Annotated in this window: 20 protein-coding genes and 1 tRNA gene; 10 read left to right on the forward strand and 11 right to left on the reverse strand. The window is 51.0% G+C overall.

Annotated features, from left to right (window positions below):
* The first annotated feature begins 530 nt into the window (after nt 1–530).
* Nucleotides 531–1,013 carry a division/cell wall cluster transcriptional repressor MraZ gene (locus tag Pan161_RS13805; protein WP_145227896.1) on the forward strand — a complete coding sequence of 161 codons (483 nt, stop codon included), beginning with the start codon at nt 531–533 and terminating at the stop codon, nt 1,011–1,013.
* A 357-nt stretch (nt 1,014–1,370) separates the two neighbouring features.
* On the opposite strand, the gene mutY is transcribed toward Pan161_RS13805, so the two are convergent.
* Nucleotides 1,371–2,597: an A/G-specific adenine glycosylase gene (gene mutY / locus Pan161_RS13810; RefSeq protein WP_145227898.1), complete on the reverse strand. Its 1,227-nt coding sequence runs from the start codon at nt 2,595–2,597 to the stop codon at nt 1,371–1,373.
* 54 nt (nt 2,598–2,651) lie between these two features.
* Complete coding sequence (locus Pan161_RS13815) at nt 2,652–3,758, reverse strand: GTP-binding protein (protein ID WP_145227900.1); 1,107 nt, start codon at nt 3,756–3,758, stop codon at nt 2,652–2,654.
* A gap of 177 nt (nt 3,759–3,935) precedes the next feature.
* On the opposite strand from Pan161_RS13815, the gene Pan161_RS13820 reads away from it, so the two are divergent.
* Nucleotides 3,936–5,126 (forward strand): DegT/DnrJ/EryC1/StrS family aminotransferase, encoded by a 1,191-nt coding sequence (locus Pan161_RS13820; RefSeq protein ID WP_145227902.1) that lies wholly within the window; start codon nt 3,936–3,938, stop codon nt 5,124–5,126.
* 128 nt (nt 5,127–5,254) lie between these two features.
* On the opposite strand, the gene Pan161_RS13825 is transcribed toward Pan161_RS13820, so the two are convergent.
* From Pan161_RS13825 to Pan161_RS13835, 3 genes are all read right to left on the reverse strand, one after another.
* Nucleotides 5,255–5,329: transfer RNA gene (locus Pan161_RS13825), tRNA-Glu, on the reverse strand.
* 182 nt (nt 5,330–5,511) lie between these two features.
* Nucleotides 5,512–5,745 (reverse strand): carbon storage regulator CsrA, encoded by a 234-nt coding sequence (gene csrA / locus Pan161_RS13830; protein WP_145227904.1) that lies wholly within the window; start codon nt 5,743–5,745, stop codon nt 5,512–5,514.
* A gap of 557 nt (nt 5,746–6,302) precedes the next feature.
* Nucleotides 6,303–6,632, reverse strand: a complete 330-nt coding sequence (locus Pan161_RS13835; protein ID WP_145227906.1) for an HU family DNA-binding protein — start codon at nt 6,630–6,632, stop codon at nt 6,303–6,305.
* A 421-nt stretch (nt 6,633–7,053) separates the two neighbouring features.
* On the opposite strand from Pan161_RS13835, the gene Pan161_RS13840 reads away from it, so the two are divergent.
* From Pan161_RS13840 to Pan161_RS13855, 4 genes are all read left to right on the forward strand, one after another.
* A complete protein-coding gene (locus tag Pan161_RS13840; RefSeq protein WP_145227908.1) occupies nt 7,054–7,617 on the forward strand; it encodes a response regulator transcription factor in 564 nt (187 codons plus the stop codon).
* Nucleotides 7,618–7,819: 202 nt separating this feature from the next.
* Entirely contained in the window at nt 7,820–8,398 is a 579-nt protein-coding gene (locus tag Pan161_RS13845) for an FHA domain-containing protein (RefSeq protein WP_145227910.1), read from the forward strand.
* Nucleotides 8,399–8,506: 108 nt separating this feature from the next.
* Nucleotides 8,507–9,094, forward strand: coding sequence for a 16S rRNA (guanine(966)-N(2))-methyltransferase RsmD (gene rsmD, locus Pan161_RS13850; RefSeq protein ID WP_145227912.1), 588 nt, complete (start codon nt 8,507–8,509; stop codon nt 9,092–9,094).
* Nucleotides 9,091–9,978: an alpha/beta hydrolase gene (locus Pan161_RS13855; RefSeq protein WP_197995865.1), complete on the forward strand. Its 888-nt coding sequence runs from the start codon at nt 9,091–9,093 to the stop codon at nt 9,976–9,978. The genes rsmD and Pan161_RS13855 overlap by 4 nt, the downstream gene beginning before the upstream one ends.
* Before the next feature lie 25 nt (nt 9,979–10,003).
* Here the strand turns inward: Pan161_RS13855 and Pan161_RS13860 are convergent, their stop codons facing one another.
* The 3 genes from Pan161_RS13860 to Pan161_RS13870 all read right to left on the reverse strand — a co-directional run bounded on the left by Pan161_RS13860 (nt 10,004) and on the right by Pan161_RS13870 (nt 15,823).
* The gene (locus tag Pan161_RS13860; RefSeq protein ID WP_145227915.1) at nt 10,004–12,874 is read right to left on the reverse strand and encodes an efflux RND transporter permease subunit; all 2,871 of its coding nucleotides are present in this window, start codon (nt 12,872–12,874) and stop codon (nt 10,004–10,006) included.
* A 531-nt stretch (nt 12,875–13,405) separates the two neighbouring features.
* Complete coding sequence (locus Pan161_RS13865) at nt 13,406–14,206, reverse strand: MBL fold metallo-hydrolase (protein WP_145227917.1); 801 nt, start codon at nt 14,204–14,206, stop codon at nt 13,406–13,408.
* 243 nt (nt 14,207–14,449) lie between these two features.
* Nucleotides 14,450–15,823 carry a hypothetical protein gene (locus tag Pan161_RS13870; RefSeq protein WP_145227919.1) on the reverse strand — a complete coding sequence of 458 codons (1,374 nt, stop codon included), beginning with the start codon at nt 15,821–15,823 and terminating at the stop codon, nt 14,450–14,452.
* Nucleotides 15,824–16,087: 264 nt separating this feature from the next.
* Between Pan161_RS13870 and Pan161_RS13875 the strand changes: the two genes are divergently transcribed.
* On the forward strand, nt 16,088–16,837 hold the full coding sequence (locus Pan161_RS13875) for a rhamnogalacturonan acetylesterase (RefSeq protein WP_145227921.1): 750 nt from the start codon (nt 16,088–16,090) through the stop codon (nt 16,835–16,837).
* A 32-nt stretch (nt 16,838–16,869) separates the two neighbouring features.
* On the opposite strand, the gene Pan161_RS13880 is transcribed toward Pan161_RS13875, so the two are convergent.
* Entirely contained in the window at nt 16,870–17,784 is a 915-nt protein-coding gene (locus tag Pan161_RS13880) for a radical SAM/SPASM domain-containing protein (RefSeq protein ID WP_145227923.1), read from the reverse strand.
* Nucleotides 17,785–18,061: 277 nt separating this feature from the next.
* Between Pan161_RS13880 and pyrF the strand changes: the two genes are divergently transcribed.
* From pyrF to Pan161_RS13895, 3 genes are read left to right on the forward strand one after another with little or no spacing between them, the layout of a single operon-like run.
* On the forward strand, nt 18,062–19,003 hold the full coding sequence (gene pyrF, locus Pan161_RS13885; RefSeq protein WP_145227925.1) for an orotidine-5'-phosphate decarboxylase: 942 nt from the start codon (nt 18,062–18,064) through the stop codon (nt 19,001–19,003).
* Nucleotides 19,000–19,635 carry a DNA-3-methyladenine glycosylase family protein gene (locus Pan161_RS13890; RefSeq protein ID WP_145227927.1) on the forward strand — a complete coding sequence of 212 codons (636 nt, stop codon included), beginning with the start codon at nt 19,000–19,002 and terminating at the stop codon, nt 19,633–19,635. The genes pyrF and Pan161_RS13890 overlap by 4 nt, the downstream gene beginning before the upstream one ends.
* A gap of 30 nt (nt 19,636–19,665) precedes the next feature.
* Nucleotides 19,666–20,667 carry a YhdH/YhfP family quinone oxidoreductase gene (locus Pan161_RS13895; RefSeq protein ID WP_145227929.1) on the forward strand — a complete coding sequence of 334 codons (1,002 nt, stop codon included), beginning with the start codon at nt 19,666–19,668 and terminating at the stop codon, nt 20,665–20,667.
* A 155-nt stretch (nt 20,668–20,822) separates the two neighbouring features.
* Here the strand turns inward: Pan161_RS13895 and Pan161_RS13900 are convergent, their stop codons facing one another.
* A complete protein-coding gene (locus Pan161_RS13900) occupies nt 20,823–21,620 on the reverse strand; it encodes an HpcH/HpaI aldolase family protein (protein WP_145227931.1) in 798 nt (265 codons plus the stop codon).
* Nucleotides 21,621–21,683: 63 nt separating this feature from the next.
* On the reverse strand, nt 21,684–21,923 hold the full coding sequence (locus Pan161_RS13905) for a cupin domain-containing protein (protein WP_232103733.1): 240 nt from the start codon (nt 21,921–21,923) through the stop codon (nt 21,684–21,686).
* Nucleotides 21,924–21,939: the final 16 nt, after the last annotated feature.

Here is a 21,939-nt window from a genome sequence, read left to right on the forward strand (position 1 = left end):
CTGTGTGGGGATCGGATTGGGACAATCTCGCGCCTGTGGGAAACTGCAATACCTGGGAAGAAAAATTCGCCACATCCCTTAGCAGTCATTGCTAATTTTAGACGATGCCAAAGTGTCACTTGGCGATCATAATCATTTCCCGCGTTTCATCAACGATGCCAAGAGCATACAAATTATACTCAGCAAAACCCTGTCTACGCAGATGAATACACGCCACTTCATGCACTCAAAGCCCCTTCAATTTTCATAAGTGGGAATGACTTAAATCGATCCGTGCGAACGCTATTTTCGTGAAGAAAATTGTTCAGGTGAAATGAGCGCTGATCAGAAAAATTGACAAAATCGACAGAATTGAACAATCAAAGATTGCCTTTTCGGAAAACCAACGGTAAATTCGGTCCTCAGTGGGTTTCCTACCCAATTGATCTTTGATAACTAGTTGATTGTGGGTTATCCGCCCAGTACAATGTCGAACAGCTTCGGAATCGCTGAGAGTTGATACACACATCCCCCCCTCGGACTGGCTGGCTATGAGCAGTGAAACATTTATTACGGGAGAGACAAAGCGAACGGTCGACGACCGCTTTCGCATTTCGCTTCCCGCAGAAATGGCTCAGGCAATTACTGACGATTCGGGGGAAACGATGTTAACCAAGGAGCGAGCAGGATGTCTCAGTCTCTGGAAAGCCGCCGACTGGCAGAACAGACAACAGCAGGGTGTGGATCTGATTAAACAGAAAATTCAGTCACACCGCCTGGAGAACCGCTGGGACGAAGTGCAACGCCTGGGACGATTACTGTCCACCAGAAATCGCACCATTCAGTTAGCAAATCGCTCTCGCTGCACGATCCCGGAAGGCTTTCGCGAGTTTCTGGGAGTTCAGCCCAATCAGGATGTCATGATCGTCGGCGCAGTGATCTGCGTGGAAATCTGGAACCTGGAAGCCTGGCAAAATCTACTGGAACAGGACATGCCCGAGTTTGGCACCCTCTTCAAAGATTTATCCGGTTAACACACAATCAAGTTACAATACACATTGTACTACAGCGTCTTTGACTACAGGAGCGGGTTGCGACTCATTCAGTATCCCCATCACATCCGGTAACCCTAAAGGCTTATATTCCATGGAAGGTCTTTTTGGCACGGATGCCGCTTTCTTCTCTTGAGTCAAATGCGTTTTCCCCATTCTCAATCTCAGGCAATTTTGAGAATGGGGATTTTTTTGCGCCGGTCACTTTTGAATGTCATCCTCCAACAGCAGCACTTTCAAGAGCAGTTTAGAGCGAATCATATTGAACTATAGCGTCCCTCAACCTATTCTACTTGGTCGAAATGGCCCTGGAGACGCTGCAGGAACACTGGACAAAGTCTATACCCGCTCTGCCAGCAGCTTCGCAAACTTCCTGCCCGTCACCGACAGGGGAAACGACTCCAGTTCATTGAGCGATACCCACTGATAAGCAGAATCAGTCTGCTGATGGTTAAGTTGAGGCGACTTTTTTTTCGCCGATCGCTGTTCCAGTTGCGCGACGAAACAGAGCAGTCGAATCTTATACCGGGTCACACTGTGTCTGATTTCAGTCATCAATTCCTGCAGGCTTGCTTCAATTCCGGCCTCTTCTTTCAGATAACTTTCGAGTCGGGGAATCACAGCCGGAGAAAGCCCCTCGGGAATCTCAACCCCCACATTCTGCTCTGCCGGGAATAACGCTTTTTGGCGATCCGCTTTTTTACGACTGGCAGCGGGATGCGGACTCCCATTCATTTCTTCAAGCGTCAGCCGTGGAAAGTCCCACAGCCCGGCCCAGCGTTCTCCCGCTGTTCGCTGCCGAATCATCACCTGTCTTCCGGAAAAAACAGCGATACTCACATCGGTCAGTGGTGTAATTTCCGGCCTTGCTTTCGGCACCGGAATCAGATGCTGCCGCTGACGCAGAAATGCTTCACAGCCCGCACTGACTGGACACGTTTCACAGTCCGGATTCTGAGGCGTACACACCAGGCTCCCCAGGTCCATCAATGCCTGATTAAACTCTCCCGGTGACTTGCGGGGCAGAATCAGTTCTGCAAATTCCCAAAGCTGGTTCTGCCCCGACTTCGAACGGGGATCCTCTTCCAGACCGATCAAACGCGAATACAACCTTAACGTATTCGCCTCAACAATCGGGGCCCGCGTGTCATAGGCAAACGAACAAATGGCGCCCGCGGTATAACGACCAATTCCCGGCAGCTTCTGCAGCGCTTCCAAATCGCGAGGGAAGTTGCCATCCAGTTCACCGGCAATCAGTTTGGCCGCCTTGTGAATATTTCGCGCGCGGCTGTAATAGCCCAGCCCCTCCCAATGCTGCAGGACTTCACTCTCTTCCGCAGCCGCCAGGGTCTGCACATCGGGGAAGCGGGTCATAAACCGTTTAAAGTAAGGAATGACGGCAGCCACCACGGTCTGCTGCAGCATAATTTCGCTGATCCAGACTACATAAGGATCGTGCTGTCGCCGCCAGGGTAAATCTCGCTGATGCGATGCGTACCATGACTGCAACTGTCGGCGAAACCTCTGCCGCCGACCTGCATCAAATAATTCACTGAGCTCAGACATCGAATTCCATTAAATGTAGACGCCACTCTCAATGCATTTAACAGAAACCCAAGCCTATTGTGGCGATGCATAACGATGCGTAGGCACAGGTCTCCCCGGACGGAAACTCTGTGTCTGGCGAAACTCCAGCTTCGCATTCAACGCCTGAGCACAATTCTGCAGCACCTGCATCACCTGCGCTGTCAAAGCTTCGGGATCGCAGGCTACGCGCGCGTTCACAATCAGATCCGCTTCCGTTACCGTACAATCAGATGATAACGACAATCGGGGTTCGCTGTCATTACTGACGAGATTCGCGACTCCAAAAAAACCTTCCCACAAGCCAATTGTTTTCAGATGCGCAGTTTCGACCGACTGTTCTTTGAACGAAGCCTGCAGTTGCGAAATGACATCCATCAGCAACTGGTCCAGCGAAAACGAATTCTCCGCAGAAATATGCACGCTGCTGTTCAACCAGCCCAGTTCTGCTTCCCCTTCCGCATAAATTTCGTAATCAATATCAAGGATCTTACTGCCGAAGTCGCCATCCTGCTCCAGAAATTCAACTAACGAATCAAAACCTTCCCCCGTGAGTGCGGACGTGCGCAACACAGGAGTTCCCGGAAACTGCTCATTTACCAGTGAAGTGATTTCATCAACATCTTCAGCAGACAGCTCATCAATCCGGTTGATCAGAATCAGGTCTGCCTCTTCCAGCTGTTTCTTCAGGATGTATGCCGCCTTGGGAGAAAAACCGGACCCTTTGTCGTTTTTCAAAATTTTCAATCCATGGCTGGGTTTCATCAGCACCGCATACGGGTGAATGGAAAAATCCGCATCAAACAGTCGTTTGATCGGTTGAATCACAGTCGCCACCAGATCCGTACAACTGCCCACCGGCTCTGCGAGGATGACATCCGGCTTTTGCTGAGAACCCAGTTCTTCAATTGTCTCCATCAGTGCATTAAAATGGCAGCAGAAGCAGGCCCCGGCCACTTCTCCTACATGCAACCCCTGAGACCGCAGTGCGTTTGTATCCACCAGATCGGCTGCCTGATCGTTGGTGACCACCCCCACATTCAAACCCTGGTCGGCATAATATTTTGCCAGCCGTCCTAATGTTGTGGTTTTTCCTGCTCCTAAAAAACCACCCACCATGATAAATTTGATTTGATGTGACATAATATGACTCACTTTAATATTAAAGTTGCTATACACACAAGAAGCTTTTCAGGCTGAGTCGGTCACCATCCGACGAGCCCGCACTACTTTTATTTTAATCTAACGTTCTTCAGAACAATACTATGTTCCCTACGAATTCCGATTTCGTAACTTATATTTGAATCGGTTCCAGCACCAATGAACAGCCTGCTCTCAGAAAAACCTGCGATTCTCGGCGGAGACCCTGCTATTCCTGGCGGGCCTCCCGAATGGCCCTTCCCCGATATCGCCATCAATCGGGTACTGCAACAGGCACAACAGACGGGGGCATGGGGCAGGTATCATGGCCCGTGTGCCAAACAGTTGCAACAGAAACTGGCTGAACTGCATCAGACAGAACAGGTCATTCTCTGCTCAAGCGGGACGGTAGCGGTTGAACTGGCTTTACGAGGTCTGGGGATCGGACCTGATGATGAAGTCATTCTTGCCGCCTATGACTTTGAGGGGAACTTTAAAAACATCGTGACGGTCGGTGCGACCCCCGTAATGATTGACGTTGATCCGCAGAATTTCAATCTCAACCTGAATCTACTGGAACAGGCCATCACCGATTCTACGAAAGGCATCCTGGTCTCCCACCTGCATGGTGGTCTGGTCTCCATGCAGCGACTCACACGCATCGCGCATGAACGCGGGATCCCTGTGATTGAAGATGCCTGCCAGGTCCCTGGCGCTGTCATTGAAGGCCAGATCGCAGGCAGTTGGGGCGACATCAGTATTCTCAGCTTTGGAGGCAGCAAGCTGCTCACAGCGGGGCGAGGGGGGGCGATCCTGACACGTTCTCCGCAAATTGCGCAACGCATCCGCCTTTATTCACATCGTGGCAATGAAGCCTACCCGCTGACCGAGTTGCAGGCTGGCTTACTGCTGCCTCAACTGGAAACGCTTGATACACAGAATCAGATTCGTCAGAAACATGTGGACATTCTTCTCACACAGCTTGGTGATGATTCGGGACTGATCTCTTTCAGAAATCAGCAACTGTCTTCGCAGTCCGTCAGTACACCAGGCTATTACAAGCTGGGCTTCCTGTATCAACCTTCTCATTTTTCGGGACTGACACGCGATCTGTTCTGTCAGGCCATGCAGGCGGAAGGGATCGCAGTCTACCCGGGATTCAGGGCACTCCACGCGATCCACAGCCGACGTCGCTTTCGCCAGACCACCGAGCTACCTGTAGCGACAGAATGCGACCGGAACCTGGTAGTGCTGCACCATCCTGTCCTGTTGACAGGCGCGAGCCACATGGCTGCTATTGCAGGGGCCGTGTTTCGCATCGCCCAACATGCGGATCGAATTCTCAGCCTCTCTGCCAGCGATCAGCTGTAAGCGACTCACATTCCTTTCGTATTGCCCTGTTCAAGACAGCAGAGCACCGGTCAAGACAGCAGAGCACCGGAAAGTGATAGACGTAAAAAAAGCAGCGACTACCAAGGAAATTAGTCGCTGCTTAAAAATGACCCCAAGGGGATTTGAACCCCTGTTTTCGGGATGAAAACCCGATGTCCTGGGCCTAACTAGACGATGGGGCCATCGAGAAATGTAATCTAAGCTTTCCATCGGATAAGTCAAGCGGACGGCGTTAATAGAATTCAGGATCTCTGAAAAAAACTCTTAATTCATCTACCTGGACCGATTTCCGCTGAATTTGAACCGATAAAAAAAGCCGCTGTGAAGCGGCATGTTAGTATTCATAGATGCACAGAAAAAGAGATTACTGCAGCAACTCTGAAGCATCGCTCTTTGTTTCAGGAACCGAATTCGGTTCTTGCGGCACAGAATTCTGCTCGTTCTGAATGGCGTCATAGACTTCACTACGATGAATGGGGACTTCTCGAGGTGCCTCGATCCCCAGGCGGACTTTATCACCGCGTATCTCGACGATCGTGATGACGATGTTCTCGTCAATCACGATTTTCTCATTCTTCTTTCGGGATAACACTAACATGCCATTGTTCTCTCTCAGGATACATAAAGCATCCTACGTAAATCCTGACGTGATGCTTACAGTTAGGATCCTGACGTGATGCTTACAGTTAGGACTGACACCACTACGATCTATCAGTGAAAATACTAATGATCTATTAACGTACAGATTTTACATGTCCACATTTAGAGCGTCAAGAGGCTGGCGCAATGCACCAACTCACTGATACCCTAAACGGGCTCAAAGAGAATCAGCTGATTAGCATCTGAGGTATTACACTGCAATCGCAAGATATAACTCAAGAAAGACTTACGACAAACTGTACATTCACAGTCCATGCAGAATCACTCTTTACAAAAAACGCCTAAAATTCAAATAAATTTTGTTATTTTAGAGTTTAAGACCTGAAATCCGACCATACATGAGAAAAGTCAAGTAAGTTCAGAACAGGTTGTGACAAGTGAGTGAGGCACTGAAACGGGAACGCGAGTGACCGACAAACCTACGAGATGCAGCACCTGAATCAGGAGCTGCACCTTTGAGGTTGTAGGTATATCTCAGGAAAAGCGATGGGGAGCTTAGACCATCTCTTTCAGTGCTTTGAGAGGTCGTACTTTGACGACGTTGCGAGCTGGCTTGGCAGCAACCTGCATCATTTCGCCCGGCTTGAATGGGTTGGGGCGAGTGGTTGCTTTGGTGGCAGGTTTACGCTGAACCTGAATCTTCAGAAGACCAGGCATGTTGAAAACACCAGGACCACGCTTGCCCAGATTTTTGGAAATCAGAGCGCTTAATTCATCCAGTACTGCGGTCACTTCTTTTTTGGTAAGTCCAGAACCTTCAGCCAGTGCATTGAGGATCTCTGTTTTGGTAAGTGGCTTATCTTTAGTCGTAGCCTTTGCTGCCATCGTGAACTCCTGATTCTGGAATTTGAAAATGAAAGAAGTGGATTTTCACTTCGTCATAATGAGTTGCCAATTTGTTTTCAGACTTGGATTCAAGAGCAAACACTCTCCAAGCCAAGCGTAAGTAAAGTAATCTTAATTCCAAAAGTCAATGTATTTGCCCTGTTTTTCAGGACTTTTTGCTATTTCCTTCGAAATAAAAACATTTGCCGTGTTAATTATTAGCGGCTGTGGGATAATGAATAGCATGCTTTTATCACAAGATCATTGAATTTAATTACGGACTTCTATTGACGAATTACAACTGATTAACTCAACGCATTTGATACCAGGACAGTCTCTGCAAACTTAACTTTCTGCAGATCATTTCATATAGCAAACCCGCCCGATGAAATCGGGGACACTGAAATGGAGAGTTTCCACAATGGCTATCAATGAAATTAGTTCAGAACTCACTTCATCTATCGTCAATCGAATCCTCGTTGTAGAAGACGAACAGGACACAGCGTTTTTCCTCAAAACACTGCTGGAAGAACACGCTTTTCATGCCACTGTCGCAAAAGACGGCGGACAGGCCCACTCTTCTTTCAGCATGCACAAACCTGATTTTGTGATCCTGGATCTGATCATGCCCCAGGAAAGCGGGTTTGAAATCTGCGAACGCATGAAGCAGCAAGCAAGTGAAGTTCCCATCCTGATCCTGACCGCCATCGACTCACCGGAATCACGTCAACTGGCAAATCGCGTTGGTGCAGATGGCTATCTTGTTAAACCGTTTGACATCGATGAACTGCTCGAATTGATCAAAGAAATTTCAGACGATGTCTGGGAACACGCACACAGCGAACCAACTGCGAGTACTGCCGAAAAACATCTTCACTTTTTCTGCTCCTGTGGAAAAAGGATCAAGGTCAAAGTGAAACATCGCGGACGCACCCTGACCTGCCCTACCTGCAGCGAAGCACTGATCGTCCCTCTGCATGATTAATCAAATAACACTGTTTTTCAGGAGTAAAAATCACTTCTGTTTCTGATAGCCAATTTACATATCCAGTTTTTCATCTTGCGCGATCCATGAAAACTGATACCGCCAAATCAGCCCTTACCTGCCATTCAGCCAGGCTTGAACGCCTGACGTTATTCAGAGTTTATATCTCCGAGTTCACTTACTCACTTAAGGGCCATAGAGTATGACAAAATTCATTATCCAATCGGGAAAGTACAAGGGAAAAACCCTGAAACTGCCGGAAAGAAAAATCACTATCGGACGGGAACTCGACTGCGATGTCCGCGTTACAGATCCGGATGTCAGCCGCAGACACTGCGAACTCCAGATCCGTGACGGACAGCTTTTTGTAGTCGATCTGAACAGTCAGAATGGCACATTCGTGAATGACAAACCTGTGCAGACAGAAAGCCCGCTGCATCCCGGGGACCACCTGCGCATCGGCCCGATGCTGTTTGAATTGGCGCCCCACCGAAAAGCAATTGCCAAACCAACTAATCTCAGCCCTGATAAATCGGCGCCCCTGTCTGATGATGAAATCTCGACCTGGCTTTCTGAAGAGTCTGGCGAAACGGAAACGGCCTCTGGGGACACCACCATTATTCACGCTTCACAGCTGCCTCCCCCAGATGCTGCAACTGCAAAACCTGCTACCACTGTTTACCGGGAAAAAAAAGAATTCCACTCCATCGCTGAGGAAGCCGCAGAGATTATCAAAAAACACTGGGAACGGATCGCCCGGGAACAGCAGGAAAAGCACTGATCCTTCTCATTCCTTAACAGCCTCTATACAATCGCCGAATAAAAGCAAATTGATTACTCGTGTGCGCCCCATAATGGTTCACACCCGTTCTATTGAAATGGCATTACAGTGCGAATTATTGCAGGCAAGTATCGTCGTCGGAAACTGCATTCGAATCCCGGACAGACCACTCGACCCATTACTGACTTTGTCAAAGAAGTCCTCTTCGAATGGCTGGGCGATACCGTGAAAGACAAACGCGTGGCCGATATCTATTCAGGAACAGGCTCCCTCGGCCTGGAAGCACTCAGCAGAGGGGCATCCAGCGTCGTCTTCATCGAACAGGACCACAAAGCCCACGAACTGCTCAAACGCAATGTGGAAAGCATCGGAGCGGGAGATACTACACTCTGCTGGAAAACCAATGCATTGCTCTCTTCTTTTCGGCCCAAAAATGTTCCGGACTTTGTGCCTTTCAGCCTGATCTTTTTAGACCCGCCTTACAAAATGATTGATGACCTCAAGCCAGGCTCGCGTCTGTATGTCTCCATGGAACGTATGTCGAAGGAGAATGTCTCCTCCGCCGATTGCCATCTTCTTCTCAGGACACCCCGGGATGCCGAATTCCAATGCCCGCCAGTCTGGGAACGCTACGAACTGCTGCAAAAATCGAGCATGGACATTCACTTCATGAAAAAACGGGAACCGGAATCATGATACGTTCTGTGGGGTGCAGCCTGCTGTTTTTGATCATCAGCCTGTTTTCAGAACTTGCCGGTCAGGCCGCCTTTCCAGAAGAACCCGTGGATCCCCCTTTTAAAACCTCTGCCAATATCCCGTATGATGCAAACATCATTATTGGAAAGCATTTTAAGAGCCTCGACATTTATGCCCCTCCCTCCGGCAAGAATCACCCTGTGGTGATCTGGGTGCACGGCGGTGCCTGGAAAATTGGTGACAAGCGTGGTGTCGACAGCAAACCGTCTGCCTTCACACAGCGGGGCTACCTGCTGGTCAGCATCAATTATCGACTTCATCCCCAGGCATCTTATGATCAACAGGCAGAAGACATCGCTCAGGCGATTCACTGGATTCACGCGCACGCCACCGAGTACGGCGGCGATCCCGATGAACTCTTTCTGATGGGCCATTCTGCAGGCGCGCATCTGGTCGCGCTGGTCTCCACAAACCCCGTGTATCTCAAACAGCAGTCACTCTCTCTGAAATCAATCAAGGGGACGATTCTGCTTGATGGTGCCGGCTATGATATTGCAGAGCACATGACGACCACCGGCCCGACCGCCCGGAAGATGTATTCAGCTGTTTTCAGCGATGATCCCCAAATCTGGAAAGCAGCCTCTCCCGTGACTTACGTCCGCAAAAATCAGTCGATCCCCCCCTTTCTGATCCTGCATGTGGCCCGCAGAGCAGATTCGCGAAAACAGTCAGAAGCATTCGCCAGGATACTGCAGGAAAACAAGATTAAGGCGGAAGTCATTGCCGCACCTGGCAAAACACATCTCACGATCAATCGGGAAATCGGGCTGCCTGACGATTTGCCTACTCAGAAAATATTCGGTTTTCTGAATCAGCACAAGTAAGTCACTCGCAGACCGCTGATGCCACTCAGGTCTCCAGAGACCGTTCCGACTGCGACCTCTTGATTGCATGCGACAGATGAGGTTTTGTTTCTTTGCCATCCTGCAGCAATGGCACACTCTCAGCCAGCTCCCGCTCTTTTTTCAACGAAGAGACGATTAAAGACCCGAGAGGCCCTGCCAGTAATGCCGGGAGAAAAATGATGTCCGCGAGTAACGCAGCAGTAATCAACGCACACATCAGAACCCCGAATCGACTTACCAGCAGCAGTTCAGCCGGATACAGCATTGCCAGGCTGATACCAACGGCGGCGCTGGTCTGCCACATCGCAGGACCACAATGGCCAAGCGCTGCAGCGACTGCTTCGCTTTTTGTCTTTCCTTCCCTGATGCCGATCTTGAACCAGGTTAACAGATGCAGCGTACCATCCACGGCAATCCCTAACGCCACCGAGGCAGTAATCATCGTGCCAATATCCACAGAGATCCGCATCCAGGACAACAGACCAAAGATCACGCCAATGGGCATCAGGTTCGGCAGCATGGTAATCAGGCCGGCCAGTGTGCTGCGCAGCAGGATCATCATCACAATCGCAATCACGGCAAACGCCAGACCAAAACTTTTGATCAGACTTTCCAGAACTGCCTGTTGAGTTCTTAAAAACAGGGGAATTGTGCCTGTCACCAGATGCGTCGTGCCAGCGTGATCACGCAGCACGGACTGTGTCGCCTGATTCAATTCGCTTGTCAGAACACCGTAATCCAGGTCGGACATAATTGCCACCTGTGCGGTGATACGCCACAATTCATCCCCTTTTTCCACAACCACAGAACGGGTCCCGTAGTCCGTTTCCTGCTCCATTTCAACTGTTTTATCAGCGACATACAGAAACGATTTGACCGTTCCGTCTTCCAAAGACTCCTTCACACGGCGTTCTGTTTCATTGACGCGTTTCGCATTGCGGAGCTTCTGAAAGGTACTGGCATCAGGTGGTAAAGGTTCGGAGACCGGCCGAAAATCGGCCAGAGAAATCGAACCACTGATTTCAGGGTGTTCGGCGATTTTGTGTTCGATCTGGCGGACCAGTTCCACCCGTTCGACGAAATTCATGTTTTTCTGGGCCGCTTCATCAAAGCAGATCACAGTATCAACGGGCGTAATTCCCGACAGGTTTTCTTCCAGGAACAGGTAGTCCTGAATCACGCGGGAAGAATCCGGGAAGTAGCGGATGACTTTGGTTTCCGTTCGAAACCATTTGAAGCCATAACAGGAAACGACAAAAATGATCAGGCAAGTCACCGAAACCAGCATTTGATGACGAGACAGTATCCGGCCAAACGTATGCCAGTGCTTGACATCAATCTCAGACGCTTTGGGAGGCTTGGCGGGCCATAACTGTAACAGCGAGGGCAATCCGTATAACACCATCAGCAGTGAAATCACACAGCCAATCGACGAATACAGGCCAAAATCCCGTACAGGCGACAGCGGACTGGTCAACAGCGAGGCCAAACCAATTGCTGTCGTCAGGCTGGCCATTACACAGGGGGCCCGTGCCATTTCAACGGCTTTTGTGACAGCAGTTTTCATATCGACATGCGCAGCATGCTTCCAGTAATTGGCGACGTGGATCGAACCGGATAGCGTCAACACCGTTAACAGGGTCGGCATGACGACCAGCACCATATTCATGGTCCCCCCTGTCAAAGGCACAATTGAGACAGCAACAAATGTGGTGTAGTAAGAGACCAGCAGCACCAGACAGGCCAGACGCATACTTTTAAGCATCAGGAATGCCAGTGCGATCCCAATCAAACCGGAAAACAGCGTGACGGAACGTCTATGAAACTGCCAGATTGGATAAGCGGTGTTCCAGGAGGACTCTTTCACCATCCGGTTCAAGGCAGCCCCGGCGACAGGTCGTCCCCCCAGATGCAGACTGTCTTCAGGGATCCCGGCTTCGACAGCCGCCTTCTTCACAGCCGCAACTGCGGCGGCATGGTCGGCGTCCCCCGTATCAGACAACTCGACCGCGATGGCAATCGGCGTCCCCACAGCAAAAAAACAGTCTTTCACCAAAACCGGTTGGGACTCCGAAGTATCATTGCCCCCCGGTTTCTCAGCAGCAGAGGTTCCCGGAATAATTCCAGGTCGCTTGAGAGAAAGTGCCAGCCCTTTGATCTGCTCTGTCAGTTCAGTGCCAGGCTGCATGCGCGGCCAGATCAGCTGGAAATCATGAGCTGGAATAGCAGCCACCAGAGCTTGAAAATCTACCTGGTCTTCATCGTCGTCTGGCGCATTCTCCTCTGGTTGCATGCCCTGAGATTCATCAACAATATCCACCCACTCTTTGAAAGCAGGTTTGACAGTCAAATCCACTCCCAGTTCCTGCTTTGCCTTGGAAATCAGCTCCTGGATCGTCTGTTGCTGTCGTTTGCGGCCTGCTTCGGTCAATTGCACCTTCAGCATGCCCGTACCAACCAGAACCCCTTTCAGACGCTCCTGTGCTTCGTCCGGTTCGATGTGGTAATCCACCATTTTCTGAATGGCGTCCTGCGGTGTAAACACTTCCTGAATATACGGGGAGCCACCACGACGGATATTCTCTTCATCTGGTGTACCGAGCAGAACCTGTTTCAAACGGTTCGCGCGCAAATCTGAAAGTGAACTGCCATCCCAGGAAAGCAGCAGACGGTCTTCAATACCGAAGCTGTTACGATGCCACGACAAAACTTTCGATTGGGGATCATCTTCGGGCAGCCAGTTCTCGACGTTATTTTCCTGCCGGATCTCACGCAGCACTCCAAAGAGGAGCGGAGTGACGAAGATCATCAAAACAACAACCCACAATGACAGACTATGTCCCCATGGATCGCGCTTTTCAAAAAACGAAGCCATTAATTAATCCAATAGCCACAGAGGCTTTATCTAATCTATGAATTTCAGCCCAGAAAGGCGGGAATTAAAATTCGAATCGAATATTGTTTGTTCCAAAACTGGTTTCAATTGCATCCAACTTGAAACGGATTCCGAAAATGACCGGTGGTTTTCCAAATCAGATCTCTTGAATTGTCACTGTTTCGCAAAATGAATCAATCTCGAATACACAAAAAAAAAGAATTGCCCGCTTCGAATGCGGAAGCAAATCGTTTTTTACGATCGCCTCGTCTTGGTATTTTTCGTCGTCGTATCGGGTTGAACCTGTCGCAACACAAACCACATTTTTGATTGTGATAAGGATCATGCTAATAATAGCAGTTTTGCGAAATATAGCAGCAGGAATATCACTGTCCGTGCCCTGATCTCACGCAAAATATGTAAAAAAAAGCGGCTCAAAGGCCGCTTTAGACAAACTGTTCATCAATGGGACGCAGAAAAACTGACGAAAACCAGCTTGAAAATGAACAGAAAGACACATGCCTGAGACGGTTATTCTGCGGTTTCGGGGTCGAATCCCTTCAAAAGTTCCTCGTCCCACTCATCCTGTAACGGCCAGTCGACGGCACAGGTTCCAAAGTCGGCCATATGCAGATATGTATTCAGGCGATCAATGGTCGACTGTAACAGTTCCCGCTTGTTTTGGAAAATCGGGCCGTGGCTGGGAAGCAGCCACCTGGCGTCACAGTCGCGAATCCGTTCCAGTGACTTGATAAAATCAGGAATATCAGACCCATGATGGGCATCGATGTGGCCCACACACCCGTCGCGGTAGATGTTATCTCCCGAAAACAGCAGCTCGCCAAATCGAAATGCCAGCTGACCATCGGTGTGACCAGGGGTGTGCCAGACTTCCAGCTTTACATCTCCCCCCAGGTCGATCACATCTCCCTCGTTCACTTCCAGATCAATTTGACAGGCGGGCATATCAATGGAAATCCCCTGCGCACTGATTTCCGCATAAGTACTGATGCGGTCTCCTACTTCCAGTAAGCGCGCTGCACTGGGATGTGCCACGACCTGCGCTGATGGCAGCAACTCTTTGGCACGGCTCAATCCCTGGATATGGTCGACATCAGCATGCGTGGCAATCAGATATTTGCAGTTAACCAGCGGAAAATCCATCTGGCGGATCATTTCAATGATTTCCGCAACGGTGTCTTCATACCCGATGTCAATCAGCAGCCATTCATTCTGGTCGTTGAATACGAGATAGACACAACATCCCAAACGTTGTCTGGCCTGATAATTGATTTCAATAACGTGTGGAAATACTTCGCGGCGGGGCAGCATACCCGTAAGCTCCTCGTGGTCTATACTCAGTGACTGGTTTTATGGATCCAGACAGGAAATGACTGGTTAAGAGATCTCGAGCGGGAAAGCATGCTCAAACGTGAAGTGTTTCAGAGAAGACTGCCCCTGTCGAATCTCAGTACGCAGGTCATTCTATGCAGGCTAATTCGCTGAAACAACCATTATCAAAGCCGATGTGGTGGTATTCAGCCCGATTTTCTAAAGTATTGAGCCCTTCCGCGATCAGCCACCAGCCTGCGGGGAGTCAGACTCAGCAAGCTTCCAGTATTGGGGCAGACCACGTTTCGTCTCAAGCAGGATTTCCAGAATGGCCCGCCGGTCTTTTGCACTTAAATGGGCATACTCACTGCTTTGATCCTTGCCCGACAAGACTTCCCACAAACGACGGTAGACCACATCCAGCACCGGTTGCGGCAGTGCCTCGAACGATTCCGAATAGATCAGGTAACTGCAGGGATATTTAAATAACCGCCGTTTCAGATCAAAATCCCGCAGTGAACGCCCGCGACGATCGCGTGGACCTGTCCGTGGAAACTCCGATTCAAATCGGGACGTGCCCCGCACCTGACCTTCCAGTTGCAGTTCGTCGACGAACAGCATGTAATCCACCAGTCGATTCGCGGCACTCTCATATCGACGTTTTGTGCTGTCACTCTGAAACGTCGCCTCCCGTTCCAGCATCCGATTCATCACCGTCGCGTCTCGCTCGGTAATGCGGCCTTCAATCTGTGCCCGGGTAATCAGGTTATGCATTTTGACCTGATGTTCCAATACCATCAGTGACACAATATCGCTGTGAGGCGTCAGATACGCGCTGGTATCAAACCACTTCTCCAGGTCAACGGTATTCGCCCCCGGTTCACGATTCAGGTTGCGAGAGCTGTCCCCCTGGCGAAAAATCAGGTTTCCCATGTGACGCATATCGCCATGTGTGCCTGACACATACCAGCCACCCCACCGCTCAGAAAACGGACTGGAATGATCGCTGCGATAGGTGCCTTCCCGAAACGCAGGCATCCCGTCTGGCCCCGGATAGACCGACCGCATGATGTGCCCTGGCACTCCCTGTGTCATCGACGAAGCATGACACTGGGTACATTCAAACGTCTTGCGTACAAATGTGGGATGCGAGGTCTGCGATTGGGACATGGTATAAAACACGGTTCCCAGCTTAGGATCGCTGGCTGAGAGTTCCAGCACCGGCCCCCCCTGAACAATGCCCACATACAGATCGTCATTAAAATACAAAGCGCGCGGGGACTGCGGATCGATATGCTTCACCTGCAGGCTCGTTTTCGAGAATACCAGCGTCTGAGAGGAAACCGGAATCTTCAATGCTTCCAGTACCGCAGGCAGATAGCCGGACCGGTTCTTCCGCTGATATGCAAGTTTGATCTCACCTGAATCCAACCGTTTTTGAAAACGGGAAATCAGATTGTCAGGCTCAGCCTTATTGTAGTTGATGGGCGCTTCTTCAAAACTGAGCTGGGCCGAAACGACCGCCGGCAGAAGCAACTCACATAACAACAGACCGGCCGCAAAAATTGCCCACTGCTGAATTTTGGAGCCCCGTTTTATTTCTTCACAACGGTACATCGGCATGCTACCCTGTTTGTTTGAAAGGCGGGAGGCTCATTCTTGCCGCTGAAACCAGACAACAAAAACAGGCCTGACTCTGGTAGGAATAGTATTATTATCGGATAATCACATCCATTTTAATGACCCTCTGAGCTCTGTCAACTCACTTTTCAACAAGATGACACTCCTTAAGACTGTGAAGCATCCGGATAAAATACCGTTCAGCCAAAACACGAAGTCAGCTAAATAATTCACTACCCAGGCGACCAGGAATAGCCTCTCATGTCTCAACCCCCTCTCCGCATTCAACTTACTCTAACGATTATTTTTCTCATCAGCCTGCTGACATTGCCCGCGCAAGTCGAAGCAGCGCCGCCGATTCGAATCCAGATGATCGGTGATTCCACCATGGCAACGTATAAAAATCCCCCCAAAGATCGTCCTGACATGACTGGCTGGGGCCAGATCTTTGGTGAATACTTTAACGATGATGTCACCATTCTGAACCGCGGTGCCTCCGGCCGCAGTTCCAGCAGCTTCATCCGGGAAGGGCGCTGGAAAAAAGCGCTCGCGGAAAAACCAGACTACCTCTTTATTCAATTTGGCCACAACGATTGTCCCGGCAAAGGGGATCGCGAAACTGATCCCGCCACCACATTTCAGCAGTACCTGAACCAGTACATTGACGAAGCAAGGGCTGCAAATATCAAACCGATCCTGGTCACTCCCATGACCCGCAGGCGGTTTGAAAAGGGACAGATCTGGACCACCCTGCGACCTTATGCCGACGCCATGCTCAAAGTCGGTAAAGAGAAGAAGGTCCCCGTGATCGATCTACACAAAAAAAGCGTGGCACTGTTCAATCAACTGGGAGACGCAGGCAGCAGCGACTTCAACCCCAGCAAATCCGATCGTACGCACTTCTCACGCAAAGGGGCACTCGAAATCGCCAGACTCGTTGCGGAAGAAATTCCTACTACGGTTCCCGAATTGAAGCCTTATCTGAAACCATCCAACCCCCAAAAAAATTGAGGAGCGAATCGCGCTGTGTATCAGCAGCAATCTCACATGAAAGTGCATTTATTGCAGGGAGACACGCTCACACGCGACACGGTGGCTTCTCTCAGTTTTCGATACTCGGGAGAGTTATAAACTTCCAGTACATGCTGATCATTCACGTTGCCAATCGGATACTCTGCCTGCCCGTCGGCACAGCAATGAGCGACTTCGCCCGTCGCAGTAATCGACAGCTCGAACCAGCGTTCACAGCCCATATTAGGAACTTCATTGACTGCTAAACCCTCAACCTGTCCGGTCCAGGACATGCGGGGGAAGACGCTCGACTTGAACAGTGGATAGTTAATGCTGCTCCATTCTACAAATTCCTGATCTGCCTGTGTACCATCTCCCACCCGCGAGAGTACCACTGAGAAATACACATCCCCATCGGCGAAGGTATCGTGAATCATTTCCAGTCGCTGGATCGTTCGCTGATAATTCAACCCCATCACACGCTCGTACTCATCTTCGCGATGATCATTAAACGAGATCCACAGATAGCCAATGTTCTTGATCTCCTGCAGCACTTCCAGCTTATCTTCCGTGATCGCCGATGCATTGGAAGTCAGCGCGATCTTCGCCTGTGGCAACAACCGGTTGATTTTTTCCAGCGTGTCAAACAGTCGCGTATCCAGAAAAGGTTCACTGACTTTGAACGGCGAAATTTGAAAGTTCATTTCCGGAGGAATCTCAGTCAGTTCGTTCAACACCTTATCGATGAGTTCATCACTCATTTTCGCATGCTTGCGATTCAGATTGGGATACGGGCAGAAATTACAGCTCGCATTACACCGCGCCAGCGTCTCCAGATGCACATGACGGGGATAGTCCAGATAATGAGAATGACGCATCCGGGCAATCCCGGCATCATACTCCGCGCGCTGTTGACTGAAATAATAAGGGCTGAGTATTTCCAGCATTTCGATGACTCTTCCTTGAATCGGGGATTTGCGATTAACCCTGCTGCGCAAGCATCGCAGGCAACCTGAGTTGTGTCAATGAGAGTTACCGTGCCCATCATCCGGAAGAGTATCACACCTCTGACACCTCGTTCAGTATAAACTCTCATCCAGCTCCAGAATTCCAAAACCGGTATTGTTCCATTGTCGGCTGATTTTAGTATGATTCATTAAAGAATTCTGCCATCACCACACTGAGACAAAACACCTAAACCGTATCATTGAAAGCAGTTACCCGATGCATCATTTTTCCGATCGACTCAACGCCGCCATTCAAAAGAAGAAAACCCCCGCCCTGGTCGGCCTCGATCCCCGCTTTGACTGGCTGCCCGCCGACATCGTCAGCAATGCCAACAAGAACCATCACACCCAGGCGGAGATCGTCGCTGCCGCCTTTGAAGAGTTCTGCCTCCGCATTATTGATGTTGTTGCGCCACTGGTTCCCGCTGTCAAACCACAGGCTGCCTTCTTCGAAGAATGGGGGCCCGCCGGTTGCGCTGCCCTGCAGCGTGTCATCTTGAAAGCGCGCGAAGCGGGGCTGGTCGTTATCTGTGATGCCAAGCGGGGCGATATCGGATCCACTGCCGAAGCGTACGCCCGCGGCTACCTCGCCGGAGAAAACATCGACAGCGCCATCTGGGCCGCCGACTGCCTGACCGTGAACCCCTACCTGGGCAGTGACACACTCGAACCGTTCGTCAACGTCGCGGTTGAACGGGGTGCCGGAATCTATGTCCTTGTCCGCACCAGCAACCCCGGCGCAGGTACGTTTCAGGATCGTAAAACGGAAGGCACGAATCTCTACGAATGCGTGGCCGCCGCGGTTGAAGAACTGGCGGTTAAAACCAAAGGAGCAGGCAACTACGGTTCCATCGGTGCGGTCGTCGGTGCTACCTATCCTGAAGAACTTAATCAGCTCCGCGCACTCATGCCTCACACCCCCCTGCTCGTCCCCGGGTATGGCAGCCAGGGCGCGGGTGCCGGCGATGTCGCAGGGGCCTTTGATAAACAGGGCCTGGGCGCCATCATCAACAGTTCGCGAGGCATCAACTTCGCCATTCGCAAGGCTCCGTACTCCGAAAAGTTCGCTCCCCAGGAGTGGGAACAGGCAATCGAAATTGCCACGATCGACATGATTGCCGATCTAGCGAATCATACACCTGCCGGTAATCTGCAATGAATGACCAAGCCGCAACATTCCGGAAAGCGTCAAAACATCTGAGCAAGGCAGATCCGTTGCTGAAACCTGTCATCAACAATATCGGCCCCTGCCCGCTCAAACCGTATCGGTACCGCTTTGCACTCCTGCTGCGTTCGATTGTCTCCCAACAAATCTCCACTTCCGCCGCCCGCACGATTTATCTCAGACTGCACGCCTTAACCGGTAAAGGTCAGCCGACGGCAGAAAAAGTCATGCAACTCTCACACGAGCAGCTCCGTTCGGTCGGTCTGTCCAATCAGAAAGCGACCTACGTCCGACATCTGGCGGAAATGGTCATGCAGAACAAAGTCCGACTGCATAAAATGCATCTCTTGAGTGACGAAGATGTCACCAGCGAACTGATTCAGGTCAAAGGCATCGGCGTCTGGACCGCACAGATGTTTTTGATGTTTGGGCTCTGTCGTCCCGATATCTTTCCCCATGGTGATCTGGGCATACAAAACGGGATCCAGAAAATCTACGAATTGAAAACACGTCCCGACCAACAAACCTGTATCGAAATTGCAGAACGCTGGCAGCCTTATCGTACGGTTGCCAGCTGGTACTGCTGGCGTATCCTGGAAATGGAAACACCTGACGGGCCCTGGTAATAAAACACTTCTGAATAGAAAGACTTCACCATGCAGAACACAGTCTCCTGCTTTCAGGTTAATAAAAATGAACAGAAGGAAATCTCTTCGGGTCTGCAGACTGTTCCGTCCGCCGACCTCCCGCCTGGCGATGTGACGATCCGTGTCGTTTATTCTTCCATCAACTATAAAGACGCCCTTGCTGCAACCGGGCATCCCGGTGTCGTGAGAAATTTCCCGCATGTCCCCGGCATTGATGCCGTTGGCTTTGTGGTCGAGTCAGAGTCGGATCAGTTCACGGTCGGAGACCCTGTCATCGTCACCAGCTACGAACTGGGCGTCGAGCGCTGGGGCGGCTGGTCCGAATTGATTCGCGTTAAACCGGAATGGGTGGTTCCGCTGCCCGAGGGGCTGACGCTAAAAGAATCCATGATCCTCGGCACCGCCGGCCTGACCGCCGCGATGTGTGTTAACAGTTTGATCCAGCATGAGGTACCCACCGATTCGGGAAGCGTCCTTGTCACAGGTGCTTCGGGGGGAGTTGGTTCATTCGCGTTGTCGCTGCTCAAACGCTGTGGCTTCCATCCGGTCGCTGTCACGGGTAAACGTTCCGCAGCCCTCCGCCTGATCGAACTGGGTGCCCGCGAAGTCATTGGTCGCGATGAACTGGAGGACGATTCAAAAAAACCACTGCTCAAGGCTCGCTGGTCCGCCGCCATCGACACGGTAGGTGGCTCAATGCTGAGCAACGTCATTCGCTCTCTTCAACCCAATGGCTGCGTCGCCGCCTGTGGGAATGCGGGTGGTGCAGATCTCGACCTGACCGTCTTCCCCTTCATCCTGCGGGGCGTCACGCTGGACGGTATCGACTCAGCCTGGTACCCGATTGAGAAACGAACGACACTCTGGTTGAAACTGGCGACTGACTGGAAACTGCCCGATCTCGACTCCCGCGCGAACGTCATCCCGCTGGAACAGGTTCAGGATACCGTCAATGCGATGCTCAAAGGGGAGCATCAGGAACGCACGATCATTCAGATCAGCGCCGAGTAGGCTAGAACGCATCACATTTATCCAAAGCGTCTCTCAATCTAGTATACTCGGTCCAAATGGCCCTGGAGACGCTACAGTAAAACGGGACTCAGTCCAATAAACAAGCGGTCCTGCGTTTCTGCAGGACCGCTTGTTGTTTTCAAACCCTGTTTCCGTTAATAACGGGCCAGGTCGGCGGCTTCAGCCTTGAGATTTAAACCGCTCACAATCCGCTGGGCATCGTTGAGCATGAATTTCACTTCACTGCCACACGCGATGAACCGCCAGCCTTCTTCGATTCGCTGCTGTACGGCTTCGACCGTCTGCACATGCAGGCCCACCGGCGTTCCGGTTTTCTTGCCGGTCTCCAGAATTTTCTGCAGCATCACTTCCAGCTCATCGGGGGAAGGATGCACGCCGGTCTTTTTGCTCATCTGGAAGGTCAGGTCATTCGGTCCCACGAAGATCGCATCCACGCCTTCCAGGCTGTAAATCTCTTCCGCGTTCTCCACACCCTCGGGGGATTCGGTCTGCAGAATGACCAGGATCTCATCGTTGGCATGTTTGTAATAATCGCCGGCAGTCGCATCGAAGTTCATCGCATGCAGCACGCCACCCACCGAACGGTTCCCTAATGGCGGGTACTTGACCGCATCGATGACCTCTTTAGCCTGTTCGACCGTGTTGATCATCGGTGCAACAATTCCATGTGCCCCGGCGTCCAGTGCCCGCTTGATCAATTCATATTTTCCCAGCGGAACCCGACATAAGGGGACACAGCCCGCATCGGCAATCGCACCAAACAGATGTGCTGCCTGCGACCAGTCGATGGGAGAGTGTTCCATATCCACAGTCAGCCAGGGAAAGCCCACGCGGGCCATCAGCCGGGTCATCATGATATCCCCCGAAGAGAGCCATGTTCCTACCTGGGGTTTCCCTTCACGCAATGCCGCCTTGACCGGATTTTTTTTCATCAGTCTGTGTTTCTTTTCTGAAATCGGTTGGAAATAAAAGTGTGTTGAAAACTGCTGTTTACCCTACCCATTCTCGACAGGCTCATAGTGGATTGCAAGCCAAACGCTTTCCCGATCCGCGGCCGTCGCGTCGACCCGATGACGACAATGCGCGGGAATGTTCACTGCATCCCCGGGGATCAGCGCCCGTCCCTCGGTTTCTCCCTCAAATCGCAGTACCGCGGACCCGGAAAGTAAAATCACCCATTCGGCATGCTCCTGATCGTACCATTGTCCCTCCCGCGTCGCCTGACCGGTCGACACAATCCGCTCCACGCGG

It is taken from the genome of Gimesia algae (genome assembly GCF_007746795.1).
Classification (GTDB): Bacteria; Planctomycetota; Planctomycetia; order Planctomycetales; family Planctomycetaceae; genus Gimesia; species Gimesia algae.